Raw genomic sequence first — 18,919 nt, 5'->3', positions numbered from 1 at the left:
GCGGGGCACCCCGCGCAGTGACCTCTGCACGCACGCGAGCGTGCTTACTGGAACCCTCGGGGGGTGGTTGACGTGCTTGGAACCGTTCGTGACGCCTGCAAGATCCATCCGATGGTCTACGACTACCGGATGACCGAGGCCATCGAGAACCTCTCGGACCTGATCGGCGGGGCCGGGGACGGGGCCGAATTCTTCGCCCGCAACTACGTTACCCAGGGCATGGATACCCTGTTTCGCGAGGGCCTGCTGCGGCTTGCCGGCCAGTCCGACCAGGCCGCCTTCGAGTTGGCCCAGGCGATGGGCGGCGGCAAGACCCACCTCATGGTCGCGCTGGGTCTGCTGGCGAAGCACCCGCACCTGCGCGCCGCCGTGCTGCCCGCCGACCTTGCGGCACGGCTGGACTTCGGCCCCGCCCGCATTGCCGCCTTCAACGGCCGCAACGATCCGGAGCACTATATCTGGGGCGAGATCGCCGAACAGTTGGGTGAGGCCGACCTGGTGCGCCCCTACTGGATCGATGGTCCCCGTGGGATCGACGAGAAGAAGTGGCTGGAAATCATCGGCGACGCGCCGACCCTGATCCTGCTGGACGAGTTGCCGCCCTATCTGCTGAACGCCGACACCCGCCCGGTCGGCAAGGGGTCCCTGGCCGATCTGGTGACCTACAGCATCAGCAACCTGCTGACCGCGGCAATCCGGCTGCCGCGCTGCTGTGTGGTCATCGCCAACCTGTCGGGCAGCTACGAGGCCCAGACCAAGGATTTGGCGCGGATCATGTCCAACCTCCAGCAGGAGTCCCGGCGCCAGGCCCAGACCATCACCCCGGTCCAACTCGCCGGCAACGAGATCTACCAGATCCTGAAAAAACGCCTGTTCACCGAGTTGCCGGGGGACGCCCTGATCGAATCGGTCGGCGAGGCCTTTGCCGAGCAGGTCAAGGCCGCCGAGGACGGCGGCTACATCGCCGCCCGGGCCATGGAGCAGGTCGCCCTGGAGGTCCGCGAGACCTACCCCTTCCACCCCTCGTTCAAGAACCTGGTGGCCCTGTTCAAGGAGAACGAGGGCTTTCGTCAGACCCGCGGTCTGATGCAGTTCACGGCCCGGCTGCTGCGCAGCGTCTGGAACCGGGAGGCCAATGACGTCTTCCTGATCGGCACCCAGCACCTGGATCTCAACGATTCGCAGGTCCGCGACGAGGTCCAGCGTGTCAACCCGGCGCTCCTGCCCGCGGTGGTCAACGACATCGCCGACCACGGCAACGCCCGCGCCGAGGAGATCGACGGTGATCTGGGCAGCGACGCGGCCACCCAGGTGGCCAGGTTGATCCTGTCCGCGTCACTGTCCCGCGCCGTGGGTGCCCACACCGGCCTGACCCAGGCCGAGATCATCGAATACCTGGTCGCACCCTATCGTAAGGCCGACGAATTCCTGGCGGGCCTGGAACGCCTGCGCGACCGTGCCTGGTATCTGCATCGGGAGAATGATGCCTTCTATTTCAAAGAGACCGAGAATCTGGGGCGACGCATCGAGCGCGACGCCAAGCAGATCCCGCTACCCAAGCTGGAGCAGGCCCTGATCAACCGCTTGACCGGGCTCTTTCAGGCCCAGAGCAAGTCCAAGGCGGCCTATCAGGAAGTCCAGATCATGCCGCGCCTGGATGACGTGCGGCTCGCGGGTGCGCGTATCCTGCTGGTGGTGCAACCGGATGGGCGCACCCCACCCGAGGCGATCCGCAACTTTTTCGTGTTCCAGCAGGAAAAGAACAACGTCCTGATCCTGTCCGGACACGACAGCCACCTGGCAAATGAGGTCGATGCCAGGCTGCGGGAGCTGTACGCCGTCGAGAAAATCTTCAGCACACTCAAGCCGGGCGATACCCTCTTCGAGGAGGCCCGCGACAAGCTCGAAGAGTTGTCCGAGCGTTTCACCAAGGCCGTCTCCGGCGCCTACAACCGGCTGTTCTTCCCTGGTGGGGCCGGCACTGAACAAGGCGAACTCGTCATGGCCACCATCGACAACGGCCTGACCTTCGGCACGGGCGAACATGCCGCCGAGGCCCAGATCGAAAAGCTCCTGGCCAGCGGACGCTGCGACAACAAGCTCGCCCTGGACATGCCCGACGAGTTGCCGGCCTACTGGGCCATGGCCGAGACCTACCTGTGGCCCGCCAAGGATCGCCGCGTCCCCTGGCGCGATCTGGTCATGCGCGCCAAGACCGATCCGACCTGGCCCTGGATGCCGGGGGCGCGTGGGCTGGAACAGCTCCGCGACGAGGCCCTCAAGCAAGGCCGCTGGCGCCAGACGCCGGAGGGGCATATCGAGAAGGGGCCCTTCCCGGCCGCGAAGACCTCGGTGAACGTGACTCCCCAGGGGACCAACCGTGAGACCGGCGAGACCACCCTCGCGCTCGTCCCCCGCAACGCCGGTGACAGCCCCCGGGTCTATGTTGCCAAGACCGCGGCGGTGTCGGACCAGGACCACCAGGTCCAAGACCTCGAGGACTATCGCACCCCTGAGGCGACCCTGTACTTCATCGCGGTGGACAGTGCCGGCAAGTACCAGGTGGGCGAGCCGACCCGCTGGACCGTGGATCTCACCGTCCGCCATCAGGTTCTCACAATAGCCGACACCCGCAAGGTCGCGCTGCGCTGCACCCCTGATGCCGAGATGCGCTACAGTCTCGACGGCACCAACCCCAAAGAGGGGATCATTTACACTGACCCCTTCCAGGTGCCGGCGAAGGGCTGCACCATCCTGATTGCGGCCAAGGCCGGGGAGGTGGAGAAGAGTGCCAAGATCCAGATCCCGTCGGCCGGCGACGATCGGGTCATCATCGACGAGCGCAAACCGGCACGACTGGCCGCTACCAAGCGGGTCTCGATCGACACGACCGACAAGGCGTTCGGCTTCATCCAGCGCTTCAAGGACCGCACCGACACCCTTCTCAGCGGCGTTCAGATCATCCTGGGCGAGGGCGAAAACGCCGTTCAGATCCGCTTCAACGAGCGCCGCCTCACGGCCGCCGCGATCGAGACCGCCATCCGCGGCATCCGCGCGGCCTTGGGGGACGAGAAAGCGGCGGTCCAGGTATTGATCAAGGGCGGCGTCACCTTCGGCGATGGGTTTGCGCTGAAGGAATTCGCCGAGATCGCGGGCGTCGAACTCAAGTCGGGCGATGTCATTCAGGATTAGGACGAAAAAGGATTCTCTCACGGGGACACGCAGCCACGGAGAAGATAAGGAGGGGACTAAGGGCAAAGAAGATTCTCTCACGGAGACACGGAGGCACGGAGAAGAGAAGAATGGGATTAAGCTGCAATTTCGCTACATTATTGTGCACGCTTGGTCGCCCGCCCGCCTGTTCTTTCTTCCTTTGTGTCTTTGTGTCTCCGTGAGAGAATCTTCTTTCTTGTACAGGGCGCCCGTGTCTCCGTGAGAGAATCTTCTTTCTTGTGCTTCGCGCCCGTGTCTGCGTGAGAGAAATCCCAGTGACCCAACCTGAGCGCCTCGCCTACGCCAACCCCACCCTGGGCTTCGGCGTCCCGGCGACCTCCGATCCCCATCACTTCGTGGTCGCGATCCCGCGCGGCAACGCGGCGCCCGTGCTGATCCGCGAGCACCTGGGGATGGGCTCCGAGACCGCCCGCGAGCAGGTCATCGACCGCGTCCTGCTGGAGCGTCACCGCTGGACGGCCATCCGGGCGGAGGTAGGCCGCGCCTTCAACGCCCGGCTCAAGGAACACGACCTGGCCACCGGCACCTGGAAGATCGGCGACACCCCGGTGGACCGCCTGCTCGGCAAGGAACTGTGCGTCCTGGCCTGGGCCATCGAGCGCCTGGACCCCGAGAAGATCGGCAGCGCCGTGCGCAACTGGCTGGCGCTGCGACCCGAGGAGCGCTGGTGGCTGTTCGGCATGACCGCGATGACGGTCGGCGGGATCGGCGATGCGGACCGGGGCTGGCGCGTCGCCTTGCGCTATGCCCTGGGGGATACGGCGCAGAGCGAGTTGTTCAAGCCGCGGCGCCTGCCTGAGAAGACCGGGCCTGGAGGGCAGACCACCTTGCCCCTATTCGACGATTGATTTCGACCCCAACGGGGTCAAACATGCCAGCCCAGGGCGACGCCCTGGGTATGATGGGTCAATCCAGCCTAGCCCTGAAGGGGCGTGACATAAGGTGCCGCAGCGTTATGTCACGCCCCTTCAGGGCTAGGCCGATTTAACGGCCCTGTCCCAGGGCGTTGCCCTGGGCTGGTATGTCGCGCCCCTTCGGGGCTCAAAACAACCGCAAGATTAAGCGGAACAGGGTGCTGGCAGTTGAGCGCCATCTCGCTCCCTTAGAGCAGGCGATCGAAGCGATGCTTGCCGATACGCAGGAATGACCGCGATGCACGATACCATACTGGCGCATGGCAAGGCCCCGTTCGCAGGGGCCTCTCGGCTCGAGCCTTTCGCCCTCAAGGACGCCCCGGCCCTGATCGAGGCGGTGTTTCCGGCGCAGAAGGTCTCGTTCGAGGCGCAGCGCGAGCGCAAGGCCGGGGCGGGGCAGACGCTCACCGCACTGGGTTCTTACTGGAAGGGCCGCAAGCCGCTGATCCTGGTGCGGGCCATCGTCCTGGGCAGCCTGTTGCCGCAGACCGATGATCCGGAGAAGGACCTGGAGGTCTTCGAGCAACTCATGGCCTTCGACGAGGGCGGACTGGCGCGGCGGGAGCCGAAGATCAACCCGGCCGACATCGCCCAACGGGTCGCGTTGGAGGAGCCCTGGAACTACTTCATTGCCTCACTCAAGGGCAATTCGCAGGATAAGCAGAAAATCGCCGACGCCCAGTTCCCGCTGGACTTGGATCTCTACCCGGGGCTCAACATCCGCTGGCGGCGGGATATCGACGAGGTGGACAAGCTCGACCTGCTCGCCCGCGCCCTGGCGACCTGGCCCACGTATGAGGAGCGCGCCGCCCTGTGCAAGCGCCCGGAGGAGATGGATCAGGCGGTACTCTACGCCCCGATCTGGCCGGCGGTGAATGCCCACCTGGGACACCTGGGGATCGAGGCCCATTCGCACCAGGAATTGGTCGAGCAATTGGGCATCCTGCGCTATGGCCACCGGCCGCGGGTCGGCGACACCTTCTGCGGCGGCGGCTCTATCCCCTTCGAGGCGGCGCGGCTGGGCTGCGATGTCTATGCCTCCGATCTGAACCCCATCGCCTGCATGTTGACCTGGGGGGCGCTCAACATCATCGGTGCCCCGGCCGAGAGGCGCGCCGAGATCGAGCGGGCACAACGCGAGGTGGCCGAGGCGGTGGATCGGGAGATCACGGCGCTTGGCATCGAGCACGACAGTCAGGGCAACCGGGCCAAGGCGTATCTCTATTGCCTGGAGACACGGTGTCCGGAGACTGGATGGATGGTGCCGATGGCGCCGAGTTGGGTAATTTCCAAGACGCGCAATGTGATCGCCCAGCTGATCCCTGACAATGTGAATCAGCGCTTCGACATTGAGGTGCAGTCTGGGGTCTCCGCCGCAGCAATGAAGGCTGCGGAACGAGGCACAATGCACGAGGGAAATCTCGTCTATGAGCTTGACGGGAAGACGCACCGAATGCCGATCAAGACACTGCGCGGCGACTATAGTGACGCCGACGGGGATGTGGCGAATCTACTCCGTCGCTGGGAACAAGAGGATTTCAAACCTCATGCGGGCGACATCTTTCAAGAACGCCTGTACGCCATTCAATGGATAACGAAAGAGACGCTGGATAGCTCCCGCAGGGAAACCTTCTTCGCTTCCGTCAGTGCCGGCGATCTTGAACGTGAGCGTAAGGTCGATGCGATTGTTGAAAGGAATCTCGCTGAGTGGCAGGAGCGGGGCTTAGTACCGGATATGGAACTTGAGCCTGGCGGTCCGCCTCGATATCAGGGCAAGAGCCTTATCACCAATCTCGGATGGCGGTATTGGCACCAGTTGTTCAACCCTCGTAAGCTAATTCTTGGGGCGATACTCAGGAAATATGGAACGTCGCCGGCAAACTTGGTCTTTCTCGCAAGAACCCTCAATCGATCTTCAAAGCTCTGCATGTGGGAGGGGCCGTCCGGGTACGAAAGCACGAGCCACGTATTCACGAATCAAGCCCTTAACGCGCTGAATAACTGGGGTGTTAGGGGTTGGGTTTTCCTTGAAGACTTGTATTTGTGCGAAACGCTTCAATGGGACGTATCTCAACGGTATCTTATTAAGCAATGTCCAAGCAACGTCGTCGACTTCGACGCGGATTTTTGGATTACCGATCCGCCCTATGCCGACGCGGTGATGTACCACGAAATAACGGACTTTTTCATTGCCTGGCTACGCAAGAACCCGCCCCCCCCTTTCGACCAATGGACCTGGGACTCCCGCCGCGACCTCGCCATCAAGGGCTCCGGCGACGACTTCCGCCGCGGTATGGTCGAAGCCTATAAGGCCATGACCCATCACATGCCGGACAATGGTATGCAGTGCGTCATGTTCACCCACCAGGACAGCGGTGTCTGGTCCGACATGGTGAGCATCTTCTGGGCCTCCGGACTCCAGGTGGTCGGCGCCTGGTATATCGCGACCGAGACGACCTCGGAACTCAAGAAGGGGGGCTTCGTGCAGGGCACCGTGATCCTGATGCTGCGCAAGCGCCCGTTCGGTGACCGCCCCGGCTTCAAGCAGCGCATCCTCCCCGAGGTCAAACGCGAGGTGGACGCCCAGATCAAGCAGATGATGCATCTCAACACCGAGACGCAGACCAAAATGGGCGCCCCGGTCTTCAACGACTCGGACCTGCAGATGGCGGGCTACGCGGCGGCGCTCAAGGTGCTGACCGGGTACACCAGCATCGGCGGGGAGGACGTGACCGCCTTTGCGTTGCGCCCGCGGCGCAAGGGCGAGACCACCGTGGTGGATGAGATCGTGGAGCAGGCGGCGGAGACCGCCAACGGACTGCTGGTCCCGGAGGGCCTCGAGCGCGAGACCTGGGCGGCCATCGGCGGGATGCAGCGCTTCTATCTGCGCATGTTGGACATGGAGACCACCGGGGCGGCGAAGCTCGACAACTACCAGAATTTCGCCAAGGCCTTCCGTGTCGCCGACTACGCCGCGGTGATGGCGAGCATCAAGCCCAACGCGGCGCGGCTCAAGTCCATCACCGAGTTCAAGCCCCGGGATCTGACCGACCGCACCGAGCTCGGCCCCACCCCACTGGGTGCCCTGATCGTCGCCATCCAGGAGTTTCTGGCGGAGAAGGACCCCGCGGTCGTCATGGCCAACCTGCGCGACGCCCTGGTGGACTACCTGGACAAGCGCCCGATCCTGATGGACATGGCCGATTTCATCGCCGCCAAGGCACGCGGCGCCGAGATCCGCCGCGCCGCTGAGGCCATCGCCAGCCGGATTCGCCACCAGCGGCTACAATGAGCCGCGAAGGCACCCAAGTGGGACGCGGCATTCGCCTGCCAGGCGGGACGGGGTATTCACCCCGTCCCGAATGTTTCGCGGCTGCCAGCAAAGCCTGCGGGCATGAGGAGCACCGAAAACGTTCCGGACGGGGCGCATGCCCCGTCCGGCCCGTAAACACTGCAAATTCACGGACCAACCCTGACGGCCTGATGTGGCCCCGGCGGAAACATGCGACACGACCTCAACGAGAGCGTAACGACGACTGAACTGGTGCGTAATCTCTCGGTCGTGATCGACCGGGTGCGGCTGACGGGCCGACGACTGGCCATCACCAAGGGCAGTCAGACCGTCGCTGAGCTGAGTCCGCCGGCCAAGAGCGGCTACCCCATTGCGCGACTCGGCGAATTGCTGGCCTCCGTGCCCAAGCTGGATGGAGACGCCCGAGCTATGGCGGACGATCTGGCGCTGATCCGGCGGGCGGCAGAAGTGGTGAACGTGTTGTGAGTGACTCATTTTCCAGTCCGCGGTTCGTCAAGACGGTGATGATCAACTGGAAACAGCGGGACATACCATTAAAATCGTCTGCCACGTCATGCCAGAGAGGTGTAACAATGATGAAAGCAATCGAGTTCGAGGCTACGGCGCAGAGCAACTCGATCCGCCTTCCGGACACGATACCGGACGGCACCCACCTGCGGGTTTTACTGCTGATGGACGATAGCCCCGCATTGTCGGCCGATGAAGATGATCTCAAGCACCTGTTGGCTGGACTGACCGATGGCTTGACCGCTGATGACCTTCAGCGCCCCCGAGATTGCGGCCGCGGTGATTCTGAATGGGCTTCCTGATCGACACTAACGTACTTTCTGAATTGCAGAAAAGAAGGCGTGCAGACGTGGGCGTCGTCGCCTGGTATGCGAATACCCGCAGCCGGGACATCTATCTCTCGGTCCTGGTTCTTGGCGAGGTTCGCCAAGGCATCGAACGGCTGCGGCGACGCGATCCCGATCAAGCCGCGCGATTGGAGCGGCGGATGGCACTTATCCAGGTTGGTTTTGAGGATCGAATCTTGCCGGTAACGCGCGCTATTGCCGAGCGGTGGGGAAACAACAACGTCCCAGACGCATTGCCCGTGATTGATGGTCTCTTAGCGGCAACGGCATTAGAGCACGACTTGATTCTGGTGACGCGCAATGTGCGCGATGTTGAGCGCTGCGGGGTGCGCTTGCTGAATCCCTTTGTCGCTGCGGTCGGGCCGTGACTATCCGCCGCCTCTCCTCGCGCACCGACCGGCTCGATCGCAGCTTCCTGGCCGAACACCTCCAAGGCGCGCGCAGTTACCGGCGCATCGCCGGCTACTTCACCAGCTCGCTGTTCGAGGTCGCCCACGAATGGCTGGAGTCGGTGGCGGAGGTGCGCATCGTCTGCAATGTGGACCTGACCCCGGAGGACCTGAAGGTCGCCCAGGTACGCGAGGCGCGGATGCTCGGGCGCTGGAACGAGCGCTCGATCGAGGCCGAGTCGCTGCTGAACCGGGAGCGCTATCAGCGCCTCGACGCCTTCCTGGCGAAGCGCGGCCAGGTGATCCGGGTGGCACCTGACAGCATCTGCGGCTTCGTGCACGGCAAGGCCGGGGTCATCGAGCGGGCCGACGGGCGCCGGGTCGGCTTCATCGGTTCTATGAACGAGACCCGCCACGGCTGGCAGGAGCATTATGAAATCCTGTGGGAGGACGATTCACCCGAGGGGGTCGCCTGGATCGAGGCCGAGTTCGAGTTCCTGTGGAACGCGGCCCGCCCCCTGCCGGAGGCGGTGGTCCGCGAGGTCCGGCGCCGCAGCCGGCGCACCGAGGTCGGGCTGCCGGAGATCGATAGCGAAGACACCCTGGCCCCCGCCGCCCTGATCGAGTCCCCGCTGTACCGTGAGGGCATGGCCCTGCAACCCTGGCAACAGGGGTTCGTGACCGAGTGCCTGCGCCATTACAACGATCATGGTCAGGTGCGCCTGCTGCTGGCCGATGAGGTCGGTCTGGGCAAGACCCTATCGCTCGGGACCGCGGCCCTGACGCTCTGCCTCTTGTCCGAGCGGCCGACCGAAACCAGGACGCGCCGCCGCAAGCCCATCGTGATCTTCGCCCCGGCCACGCTGTGCGAGCAGTGGCAGACGGAGATGATAGACAAGCTCGGGATTCCCTGTGCCCGCTGGCATTCAACGCGCAAGGTATGGCTCGACCCCGAGGAGCGGGCGATCTCCCCGAGTGGACCCGAGCACATCGCCCGCTGTCCCTTGCGCATCGGGATCATCTCCACCGGGCTCATGGTGCAGCCGTCGAAGGAAAAGGAGGTCCTGACCGGATTGAGCTTTGATCTCGTCATCCTGGACGAGGCCGACAAGGCGCGCTCGCGCCAGGGCTATGGCCAGCAGGCCGGTGAGCCGAACGAGTTGCTCGCCTTCATGCACGCGGTCGCCAACCGGGCGGACCATGTGCTGCTCGGCACCGCCACGCCCATCCAGACCCAGGCCGAGGACCTGTGGGACCTGGTGCGGGTGCTGCATCGGGGCAGCAACGGCTTCGTGCTCGGTAACGAGCTGGCTACCTGGCACAACCCGGGGCGGGTGCTGCCCATCCTGTGCGGCGAGGAGCGGGTCCTTGATCTCCATTCAGGTTGGCGGTTGCTGCGCTCGCCGTTGCCGACCATGGAGTCCACCAACGAGCCCAACGCTCGCCGGTTGTTCCGCAACCTGCGCGAAGAACTCGGGCTGCGTCGGACCGAGCATCTGGCGGGCGCTTTGCCGTTGCTGTCGGAAGAACTGCGCGACGATCTGGAGACCGAGCTTGAGCGGGTGATCGACGGCGCCTCTTTCTTTCAACGCGAGAACCCTTTGGTCCGCCATGTGGTCCTGCGCAAGCGTGCGACCCTGGAGGCCCAAGGGCTGCTCGATAAGGTCGCGGTCAATGTCCATCCGGACGGGGGACTGGTCGAGGACCAGCACCGGTTCAACGCACTGTTCCAGGGGATGGCGCTACGCACCGCGCCGGGGTTCGACCGGGCCTACGAGGAGGCGCGCGCCTTCGGGCGGGTCCTCGCCAAGCGCGGTAAGGGCGGAGGCTTCATGAAGAACCTGATGGAGCAGCGGGTCTGTTCCAGCCGCGTTGCCGGTATCAACACCGCGACCACCTTGCTTGCCGGGCGTGAGATCGAGCAAGAGTCCGAAGACGCCGAGGCGCAACTGACGATCCAGACCGACGCGGAGCGTGCCGCGCTCGAGGCCTTGATCGCCGCCCTGAACGGCATGGACGATGATCCGAAGCTGCAGGCGATCCGGTATTACCTGAACGACGAGGGCTGGCTGGACCTGGGCTGCATCATCTTCAGCCAGTACCATGACACCGCCCGGTGGGTGGCCGACGCCCTGGCCTTGGAACTGCCGGGCGAGGTCATCGGGCTCTATGCCGGTGCGCAGCGCAGCCGCCTGTATCGGGACGGCCAGGCGGTCGGCATCGCCCGCGAGGCCCTGAAACGGATGGTCGCCGACCACGATATCCGCATCATGGTCGCCACCGACGCCGCCTGCGAGGGCCTGAACCTCCAGACCCTGGGGACCCTGATCAATGTCGATCTGCCCTGGAATCCGACTAAGCTCGAACAGCGCATCGGCCGCATCAAGCGCTTCGGCCAGACCCGCGCGACGGTGGACATGCTGAACCTGGTCCATCAGGGGACGGTGGACGAGAAGGTCTATGAGCGCCTGTCCGAGCGGATGCGCAACCGCTACGACCTGTTCGGCGGTCTGCCGGACACCATCAAGGACGACTGGATCGACGATATCGCGACCCTGGGCGAGAAGATGGACCAGTACATCGAAGAGCGCCGCCAGGCCTCGGGCTTCGACCTGCGCTACAACGACAGCATCAAGCCCACCGACGATGCCTGGCGCGACTGTGCGGCGGTGCTGGCGCGCCGCGATCTCGACAACCTGATGCGGCAGGGGTGGGGAGGCTAGATGGGCTGCGCCAGTGGTCAGCGCGCGCCGCGCCGGTCACCATGACCGGCTTGAGATAAGGTACATTATCAGCAATGTGCCCGGTCCCCGCTCACGGCGTCCGGACCGCGCGGTCATCCGAGCGTGCGTCCGCGCCAGGTGGCGAATCCCGCCGACCGACCTCAACTGAGCTTCATCGATCAACCTGGCACGGGAGCCCGAGTCATGCACGCGCATCAGCACCCCAGCCCCAGCCTCTATGAACAGCTTGAAGCCCTGCCCGCAGGACTGACCGGCGAAATCCTGAACGGTCAACTCTACGCCCAGCCGCGCCCCAGCCTGGAGCATGGCTATACCGAAACGTCGCTGGCTGAAGAACTGGTCGGACCCTTCCAGAAAGGGCGGGGCGGGGGTCCGGGCGGTTGGCTGATCGTGGTGGAGCCCGAACTTCACTTCATCCGTGACACCGAGGTGGATGTTCCGGACCTGGCCGGATGGCGACGCGCACGCCTGCCGCATCTTCCGAAGGCCCAACACCGGGCGCTGGTGGTCCCGGATTGGGTGTGCGAGATTCTGTCGCCCTCCACCGAGAGTAAGGACCGCAAGATCAAGATGCCGATCTATGCGCGGTACGGCGTGCCCCACGCCTGGCTGATCGACCCGGTCGCGCACACCCTGGAGGCCTACGCCCTGGACGCGGGGGCCTGGCGGGAGATCGGCCGCTTTGTCGGCGCGACGCCGGTGTCGGTTGCGCCCTTCGATGCAGTGACGATCGACTTGGGCGCTCTTTGGGCGCCGACCGAGTAGCGGCAACGCTGAGGGTTCCCCCGTGGGAGCGGCTTCAGCCGCGACGGGCCGCGCGGGGAACGCGGCGTCTGCGTTGGACGCGGCGCCTCGTCGCGGCTGAAGCCGCTCCCACAGCGTCGCTGCGCGACCTTCACGGTCAGCCTCGAACTCCAGTCGATGCCGCGGCGCTGATTGGAACCATAATCACATGTCGCAAAAGCCCAGCGGGCTTTTGCGACCGCGGTATCATGCGCAGTCTGTCGCGGTGCCCGTCGCCGCCCCTCCCGGCATCCAAGAGGAACCCCTATGCCAGACCCCCAGTCAAGCCTTGCGCAGCGGCTGCGCGCCGCCGCGCGGTCCTTCGTGAAGTGGCTCGTCATCGCCGCCAAGTGGACCGGCCGGATGCTCCGGCACCTTGGTATCGCCCTGCTGGTCTTCGGGCGCGCCCTGTACGACCCGGCGTTCGCCCGCGCCTTCAACCGTGGCTTCGACCCGACGTCCCCCCAGGGCGAGACCGGCGCGCTGCCCCCGGCGGCACCCGCCCCGGCCCCGCTTCCGGTTCAGAAGGTTGCGCCGGCCCCGCTGGCCACCCTGGACAAGGCCCCGCCGGATTCGGCCCTGCTGCTGCTCGGGCTCTTCCAGAAGGAGGCGCGGTTGGTGGACTTCCTCCAGCAGGACGTCGCCGACTATTCGGACCAGCAGGTCGGCGCCGCCGCCCGGGTCGTGCACCAGGGGCTGCGGCGGGTGCTCGACGACCATGTGACCATAGCCCCGGTGCGCAGCGAGCCCGAGGGCGGCCGGGTCACGCTGCCGGCCGGTTTCGACCCGGCCGAGGTCCGCATCACCGGTCAATTGGTGGGTGAGCCGCCCTTCCGCGGCACCCTGGTCCACGGCGGTTGGCGCGCCACCGAGCTGCACCTGCCCAAGGTGGTGAGCGGGCGCGACCTGGGCATCCTGGCGCCGGCGGAGGTGGAACTGTGAGCGCGGCCCGCTATTGCATCGGGATCGACCTGGGAACCACCCATTGCGCCCTGGCCTACATCGATTCGCAGGAGGGCGACGGGGACACCATCGTCGATGCGATCCTGCCCATCCCCCAACTCACGGCCCCGGGCGAGGTGATGGAACGCCCGCTGCTGCCGTCCTTTCTGTATCTGCCCCACCCGGAGGAGTTCCGGCCGGTCGACCTGACCCTGCCCTGGCCCAGTGACCCGAGCCGCATCGCCGGTGACCTGGCCCGCGCCCAGGGGTCCACGACCCCGATCCGGCTGGTGTCGAGCGCCAAGTCCTGGCTCTGTCACCCGGATCTCGACCGGCGCGCCGCTTTCCTCCCGGAGGGCGCCCCGGACGAGGTGACCAAGATCTCGCCCTTTGCCGCCAGCGTGCAGTACCTCTCGCACCTGCGCGAGGCCTGGAACGTCGCCCATCCCCAGGAGCCGCTGGAGGCCCAGGAGGTCACGGTCACGGTGCCGGCGTCCTTCGACCCGGCGGCCCGGGAACTGACGGCCGAGGCCGCCCGTGCCATCGGTATCGCCAACCTGGTCCTGCTGGAGGAGCCCCAGGCGGCGCTCTACAGTTGGGTCAACGACAGCCATGGGGACTGGCGCACCCAGGCACGGGTCGGTGACATCATCCTGGTAGTCGATGTCGGCGGCGGCACCACGGACCTGTCGCTGATCGCGGTCACGGAGGAGGAGGGGGCATTGGAGCTGACCCGTATCGCGGTCGGTGACCACATCCTCCTGGGCGGCGACAACATGGATCTCACGCTCGCCCACCTGGTGCGCACCAAGCTCAAGGCCGACGGGGTGGAACTGGACCGCTGGCAGTTCCAGGCCCTGACCTATGGCTGCCGCCAGGCCAAGGAGACCCTGCTCGGTGACGCGGACCTGCGCTCGGTGCCGGTGGTGGTGCCGAGCCGCGGGTCGCGCCTGATCGGCGGCAGTATCCGCACCGAACTGACCCAGGAGGAGGTGACGACCACCCTGGTCGAGGGCTTCTTCCCCGAGGTCGCGGCCAACGCCCGGCCCATGACACGCGCCCGCAGCGCCCTGACCCAGGTCAGCCTGCCCTACGCCCAGGACCCGGCCGTGACGCGGCACCTGGCCGCCTTCCTCGCCCGCCAGGCCGGCGCCACCGAGGACCTGAACGGCTTTGCGCAGCCCGCCGCGGGGGCGAGCTTTCTGCACCCCACCGCGATCCTCTTCAACGGCGGCGTCTTCAAGCCGGTGGTGTTGCAGGAGCGGGTCATGCGCATCATCAACGCCTGGCTTGAGGCCGAGCGGGCGCCGCCCGCGCGCCTGCTGGACGCGCGCGATCTCGATCTGGCCGTCGCCCGCGGCGCCGCCTTCTATGTCCACGCCCGCCACCACGGCGGGGTGCGCATCCGCGGCGGCACCTCCCACGCCTACTATGTCGGCATCGAGGCGGCGGCCCCCGCCATCCCCGGGCTCGACCCCGAACTGCACGCGCTCTGTCTCGTGCCCTTCGGTCTGGAGGAGGGGTCCGATCCGGTCAGCCCGCCCCAGGAATTCGGGCTGGTGGTCGGCGAACTGGTGCGCTTCCGCTTCTTCAGCTCCAACGTGCGCCGCGACGATCAGGTCGGCGAGCTGCTGGCCGACTGGCCCGCGGACGAGCTGGCTGAACTCGAGGAGATCCAGACCGAACTGCCCGCCGAGGGCCGCAAGCGCGGCGAGGTGGTCCCGGTGCGGCTCCAGGCACAGGTGAGCGAGGTCGGCACCCTGGAACTGACCGCCATCCCCATCGCCGGCGGCGCGCAGCGCTGGAAGGTCGCCTTCAACACCCGCGGCACCGGCGTGGACTAGCCAGGCCCGCTGCGCCCGTCGGATCGTTAAAATCCAGAAAGAGCAGTTTAGCCGCAAATGAACGCAAATTGACGCAAATAATCAGAGACTTGGCCTTTGCTGCATGTTCACCGTCCGGGTGACGCCCGCGACGATGCCAACCAGCGGATGTATTTGCGCTTATTTGCGTTCATTTGCGGCCAAATACTCTTTTTAGGTTAAAAGGCCTTGCCGGAGACGGTCCCGACCAGGTCGTCGATCTGATCCAGGTCGCGCTGGATCGCCGCCGCGCGTGCCTTCAGGTCGCCGACCGGCTGCTGGTCCGGATGGACCCCGCGCAAGGCCCCCTTGGTGCGCGTGACCTGGGCCTGGGCCTGGTTGATGCGCCGCAGTTGCGCGGACTGGCCGCCGGCGGTCCGCAACTGCGCCCGCTGTTGGGCCAGGCGCCGCTCCAGGTCGGCCAGGCGGGCCTGGGAACGGTTCAGATCCGTGCGTACCGCGGCGCGCTCCCGTTCCAGGTCCCGGGCCTGCGCCTGGAGCCGCTGCTGGGCGCTCAATTCCCCCTGGTAGGCCCCTTCGCGGTCGTCGATCCGGCGCTGGTAGCCGCCCCCGGCCAGACCCACGATACCGCTGACGAAGCCGCCCTGATGGGGGTCCTCGCTGGTCGCACAGCCGGCGAGCCAGAGTGCCGCTGCCACGCCGGCCGCCCCGCGCGACCGGCCCGGACGTCGGCGCACGGCGCGCGTACTTTGGGTATCAATCACGATCAGGCCCCTCAAGCGACTGAAACATTTTGCGCAAGACTGTCGAGGGTCTTGAGGTTCTTGTTGTAGGTGTCGAGCTCGCGCTGCATCCGCGCGGTGTCGGTGCCCGGGTGATCCTGGCGGAACTGGCGCTCGGCACCCTGGAACATGGTCTGCTTTTCGCGGGCGCCGCTGCTGGCCTGGGCGACGACCCGCTGGTTGTCGGCGAGGCGGCGGCGGGTGTCGACCAACTGGGCCTGGGACGCCTGGCCCTTGCGCACCTGCTGCTCGACCGCGGCGAGGCGCCGCTTGTCCTCGGCGATGACCTGGCGCACGCTGACGATGAGTGACTGGGTCTCCTCATTGGATTTGCGCACGTCCGCGATCATGGAGTCCAGTTGATCCTCCTTGCCCGAGTACTGCTGCTGTTTGTGAGCGATATAGGCCCCGGCGAGCCCACCCACGGCGCCGCCGATCAGGGCATCCCTCACCACGTCTTGCGCCCGCTCGCGGCGCAGCAGACCGTACAGGGTGCCGGCACCGGCGCCGATCAGAGCCCCTTCCCAGACCGTTTTCTGGAAGGCCCGGCTCTGCTCGCGCAGCCGCCGCTCGGCCGGGGTCAGCGACGCGTCGGCGGTGTCGTCCGTGGGCGTCCGGCTGGCTTGAGCGCTGCCGATGCTCGGGAGCCAGCCGGACGCGGCCCCCGCGGCCCCCTGGAGGTCGCCGGGTGTTACGCAGCCCGCGCCGGACAGCGCGGCCGTCAGGGTGATCAGCACGCGGCCGCCGAGGCGCATCAGCAAAGGTCGTCTCATTTCTGGTACCTCGTCAGGATTTGTCCCAACAACCGCTGGGGTGGGTTGCCGATCGCACGGCGTATTCTTTAGGGTAGATCATACCCGAACACTCGAGGTTTACGGCGGTCGGTCGCAGCCGATCACCGAAAGCCTTGACGCCAGCGGGGGAGTCTTCATACACTTGGGGCGGACTTGGACCGGCAGCGCGGCGACCGGTCCCTGATCGAATCGTTTAACTTATCAATGAACCCTGCCTTATCGACATATCGGAGTCATCATGAACAACGCCTGGGCGCAGCACCGGTCACCCTTGCAGTTATGTGGATGCCTCTTTCTCGCCATGGCGGCGGCCAGCGGCGCGGTGCGTGCGCAAACCTGTCCCGCACCAGCGAACAACCAACTGTTCAACGCCTCCCTGTGTGTCGAGGGGCAGGTCGCGACGGTCGGCGCCAATCGGCTCCAGGATATCATCGACGCCATCGACAACGAACAACTGAGCAACACCTTCTCCGGCTACAATCGGGACCTCTCCGGGGGTCAGTTCCGCATCGATATCCGTGGACTCCCGGTGACCCTCGGATACGAAACCAACTCTACCCAATTGGCCTTTGCGGTACCGAGTCTCGGCATCAACCAGACCTTCAGCGGCGGTACCCGGGATGCCAGCAATGACCTGTTCGAAGACTACATCAAACAAAATGGGGATGCGATCCTGCGCGAGTTGCTCCGGGTGTCCCCGGTCGACCCTTTGGCCGGTAATCCCGCGAGCGTCCAGAGCCAGATGGTCGTCGGCGACTATGAGGCCGGCGTGGATGCGATGTACGACACCGCCGCACCCGGCAGTGCGTTCAGTGCTGGTGTACGCTTCGGCAGCTTCGGTCTGGACCGCTTCACGCAGAATGTCTACACCCTGCCCCTGTCCTACACCTATACCTTCTCCAACCGTGATGTCTTGATGGTTCGTCTGCCCCTGACCTATGTCGAGGTCGAGGGCGCGGCGGCCTATCGCGGGATGCTGGGGCTGAGCTACAAGAAGGTCCTGTCTTCGCGATGGGCGCTGACGCCGTCGCTGGGGTACGGGATTGCCGGTTCCGGGGACCTCGGATCGCTCGGACACATATTGTCAGCGTCCCTGACCAGCGACCTGCAACTTTACAATAACGGCAAATTGTCGCTCAGTATGGGTAATCTCCTGGGCTATTACCTGACACTGCCGGTGCGGATCGGCGACTACAGTGTCGACTACAACCTCAAGAACACCATCACCCGCAACGGCCTGCTCCTCTCGATACCCCTGCAGCAGCGGCCTTGGGGCCGGGAACTGAGCATCGATTTCTTCGTCACCGGGACCTGGTTTTTCGGTGACGCACTCTACACCAACAACTACCAGGAGATCGGATTCAGTATCGGTCCGCGGCGCGCGGCCGATAAACGCAAGCCCAATCTCTCCAGCCACCCGTTCGGTATCGGCGTGAAATATACCCGCGGGGAGGGTGACGTCAGTGGCTTCGAGGTGAATTTCGGTTATCGCTTTTGACCACGCCGCGGTCGCCGTCGCAGGAACCCTGTCATGACGCAGATCTTCATCAGCCACTCCAGCAAAGACCTGGGATTCGTGCTGGCGTACCTCAAGCCGATCCTCACCGACGCCGGGATGCTTGCCTGGTGTTCCGGCACCGACCTGCGCGCGGCCGCCGATTGGGAAAAACAGATTCGCACCGCGCTGGTCCAGACCGATTGGTTTATCGTCGTCCTGTCCCCGGACGCCCAGCAGTCGGAGTGGGTTCAGTCCGAGACACACTGGGCGCTCGAGCATCTGCGTGGTCGCGTCATCCCGGTAATGGCGCGCGCCTGTGATCCCTATGACCTGCATATCCGACTCGGCACCCTCCAATATATCGACTTTCGTGTCGATCCCGCGCTGGCCGCGGTCCGTCTGCTCGCCCTGATCAACGGCACGGGGCCGGACCTGGAACCCAAGACCCGGATCCCGGAGCCCGCCGCGGGTCTGGACCGGACCACGATCATCAGCACTGCCCGCGAGGCCGACCTCAGGTTGTTCATCGAGTTGCCGAACGGCCCCGGCGGTGAGCGCCGGGTGCAGGTGCGGCGCTGCGCCATCGTCGGGCGCGCGGACGATGCGGACCTTCAGCTCGCCGACGATTGTGTCTCGCGCAAACATGCCAGGCTCACCGTCGTGCCTGGGGAGCAGGGCGCGCTCCTGACCCTGACCGATCTGGAGAGCGCAAACGGGACCTTCGTCAATGACCGCCGGGTCCTGTCCGAACAGCACCTCCAGGTCGGCGACCTCATCAGCATGGGTAACACCCGGCTGCGCCTGCTCGCCATTGACGAGACCCGCCCGCGTAACTGAAGGCCGGCCTCG

At 65.4% G+C, this 18,919-nt stretch carries 14 protein-coding genes; 12 read left to right on the top strand and 2 right to left on the bottom strand.

Going from position 1 to position 18,919, the window contains the following annotated elements:
- Window positions 1–72: 72 nt before the first annotated feature.
- The 10 genes from THSYN_RS32810 to THSYN_RS32765 all read left to right on the top strand — a co-directional run bounded on the left by THSYN_RS32810 (window position 73) and on the right by THSYN_RS32765 (window position 15,017).
- Window positions 73–3,192: an anti-phage-associated DUF499 domain-containing protein gene (locus tag THSYN_RS32810; protein ID WP_236849074.1), complete on the top strand. Its 3,120-nt coding sequence runs from the start codon at window positions 73–75 to the stop codon at window positions 3,190–3,192.
- Window positions 3,193–3,488: 296 nt separating this feature from the next.
- On the top strand, window positions 3,489–4,082 hold the full coding sequence (locus THSYN_RS32805) for an anti-phage-associated DUF3780 domain-containing protein (RefSeq protein ID WP_236849073.1): 594 nt from the start codon (window positions 3,489–3,491) through the stop codon (window positions 4,080–4,082).
- A gap of 304 nt (window positions 4,083–4,386) precedes the next feature.
- Window positions 4,387–7,440 carry an anti-phage-associated DUF1156 domain-containing protein gene (locus THSYN_RS32800; RefSeq protein ID WP_100923335.1) on the top strand — a complete coding sequence of 1,018 codons (3,054 nt, stop codon included), beginning with the start codon at window positions 4,387–4,389 and terminating at the stop codon, window positions 7,438–7,440.
- A gap of 210 nt (window positions 7,441–7,650) precedes the next feature.
- Window positions 7,651–7,926 carry a hypothetical protein gene (locus THSYN_RS32795; RefSeq protein WP_100923235.1) on the top strand — a complete coding sequence of 92 codons (276 nt, stop codon included), beginning with the start codon at window positions 7,651–7,653 and terminating at the stop codon, window positions 7,924–7,926.
- A 107-nt stretch (window positions 7,927–8,033) separates the two neighbouring features.
- A complete protein-coding gene (locus tag THSYN_RS32790; protein WP_236849072.1) occupies window positions 8,034–8,270 on the top strand; it encodes a hypothetical protein in 237 nt (78 codons plus the stop codon).
- Window positions 8,258–8,683 carry a type II toxin-antitoxin system VapC family toxin gene (locus tag THSYN_RS32785; RefSeq protein ID WP_100923234.1) on the top strand — a complete coding sequence of 142 codons (426 nt, stop codon included), beginning with the start codon at window positions 8,258–8,260 and terminating at the stop codon, window positions 8,681–8,683. Before THSYN_RS32790 ends, THSYN_RS32785 begins: the two co-directional genes overlap by 13 nt.
- Window positions 8,680–11,427: a phospholipase D-like domain-containing anti-phage protein gene (locus THSYN_RS32780; protein WP_100923233.1), complete on the top strand. Its 2,748-nt coding sequence runs from the start codon at window positions 8,680–8,682 to the stop codon at window positions 11,425–11,427. Before THSYN_RS32785 ends, THSYN_RS32780 begins: the two co-directional genes overlap by 4 nt.
- A 204-nt stretch (window positions 11,428–11,631) precedes the next feature.
- A complete protein-coding gene (locus THSYN_RS32775; protein ID WP_100923232.1) occupies window positions 11,632–12,213 on the top strand; it encodes a Uma2 family endonuclease in 582 nt (193 codons plus the stop codon).
- A 285-nt stretch (window positions 12,214–12,498) separates the two neighbouring features.
- Window positions 12,499–13,173: a DUF2760 domain-containing protein gene (locus THSYN_RS32770; protein ID WP_236849071.1), complete on the top strand. Its 675-nt coding sequence runs from the start codon at window positions 12,499–12,501 to the stop codon at window positions 13,171–13,173.
- Window positions 13,170–15,017, top strand: a complete 1,848-nt coding sequence (locus THSYN_RS32765) for an Hsp70 family protein (RefSeq protein ID WP_100923231.1) — start codon at window positions 13,170–13,172, stop codon at window positions 15,015–15,017. The genes THSYN_RS32770 and THSYN_RS32765 overlap by 4 nt, the downstream gene beginning before the upstream one ends.
- 197 nt (window positions 15,018–15,214) lie before the next feature.
- Here THSYN_RS32765 and THSYN_RS32760 read toward each other — a convergent pair whose 3' ends face one another.
- Together THSYN_RS32760 and THSYN_RS32755 are read right to left on the bottom strand one after the other, a co-directional pair.
- On the bottom strand, window positions 15,215–15,694 hold the full coding sequence (locus tag THSYN_RS32760; RefSeq protein WP_100923230.1) for a hypothetical protein: 480 nt from the start codon (window positions 15,692–15,694) through the stop codon (window positions 15,215–15,217).
- Window positions 15,695–15,771: 77 nt separating this feature from the next.
- Entirely contained in the window at window positions 15,772–16,551 is a 780-nt protein-coding gene (locus tag THSYN_RS32755) for a hypothetical protein (RefSeq protein WP_216644832.1), read from the bottom strand.
- A gap of 259 nt (window positions 16,552–16,810) precedes the next feature.
- Between THSYN_RS32755 and THSYN_RS32750 the strand changes: the two genes are divergently transcribed.
- Together THSYN_RS32750 and THSYN_RS32745 are read left to right on the top strand one after the other, a co-directional pair.
- Window positions 16,811–18,070 carry a hypothetical protein gene (locus tag THSYN_RS32750; RefSeq protein WP_100923229.1) on the top strand — a complete coding sequence of 420 codons (1,260 nt, stop codon included), beginning with the start codon at window positions 16,811–16,813 and terminating at the stop codon, window positions 18,068–18,070.
- Window positions 18,071–18,103: 33 nt separating this feature from the next.
- Complete coding sequence (locus tag THSYN_RS32745; protein ID WP_100923228.1) at window positions 18,104–18,907, top strand: TIR domain-containing protein; 804 nt, start codon at window positions 18,104–18,106, stop codon at window positions 18,905–18,907.
- The last annotated feature ends 12 nt before the right edge of the window (window positions 18,908–18,919 follow it).

Source organism: Candidatus Thiodictyon syntrophicum, assembly GCF_002813775.1.
GTDB classification, from domain to species: Bacteria; Pseudomonadota; Gammaproteobacteria; order Chromatiales; family Chromatiaceae; genus Thiodictyon; species Thiodictyon syntrophicum.
The sequence above is the reverse complement of the archived record's forward strand: the minus strand, read 5'-3'. Positions and strand labels throughout refer to the sequence as shown.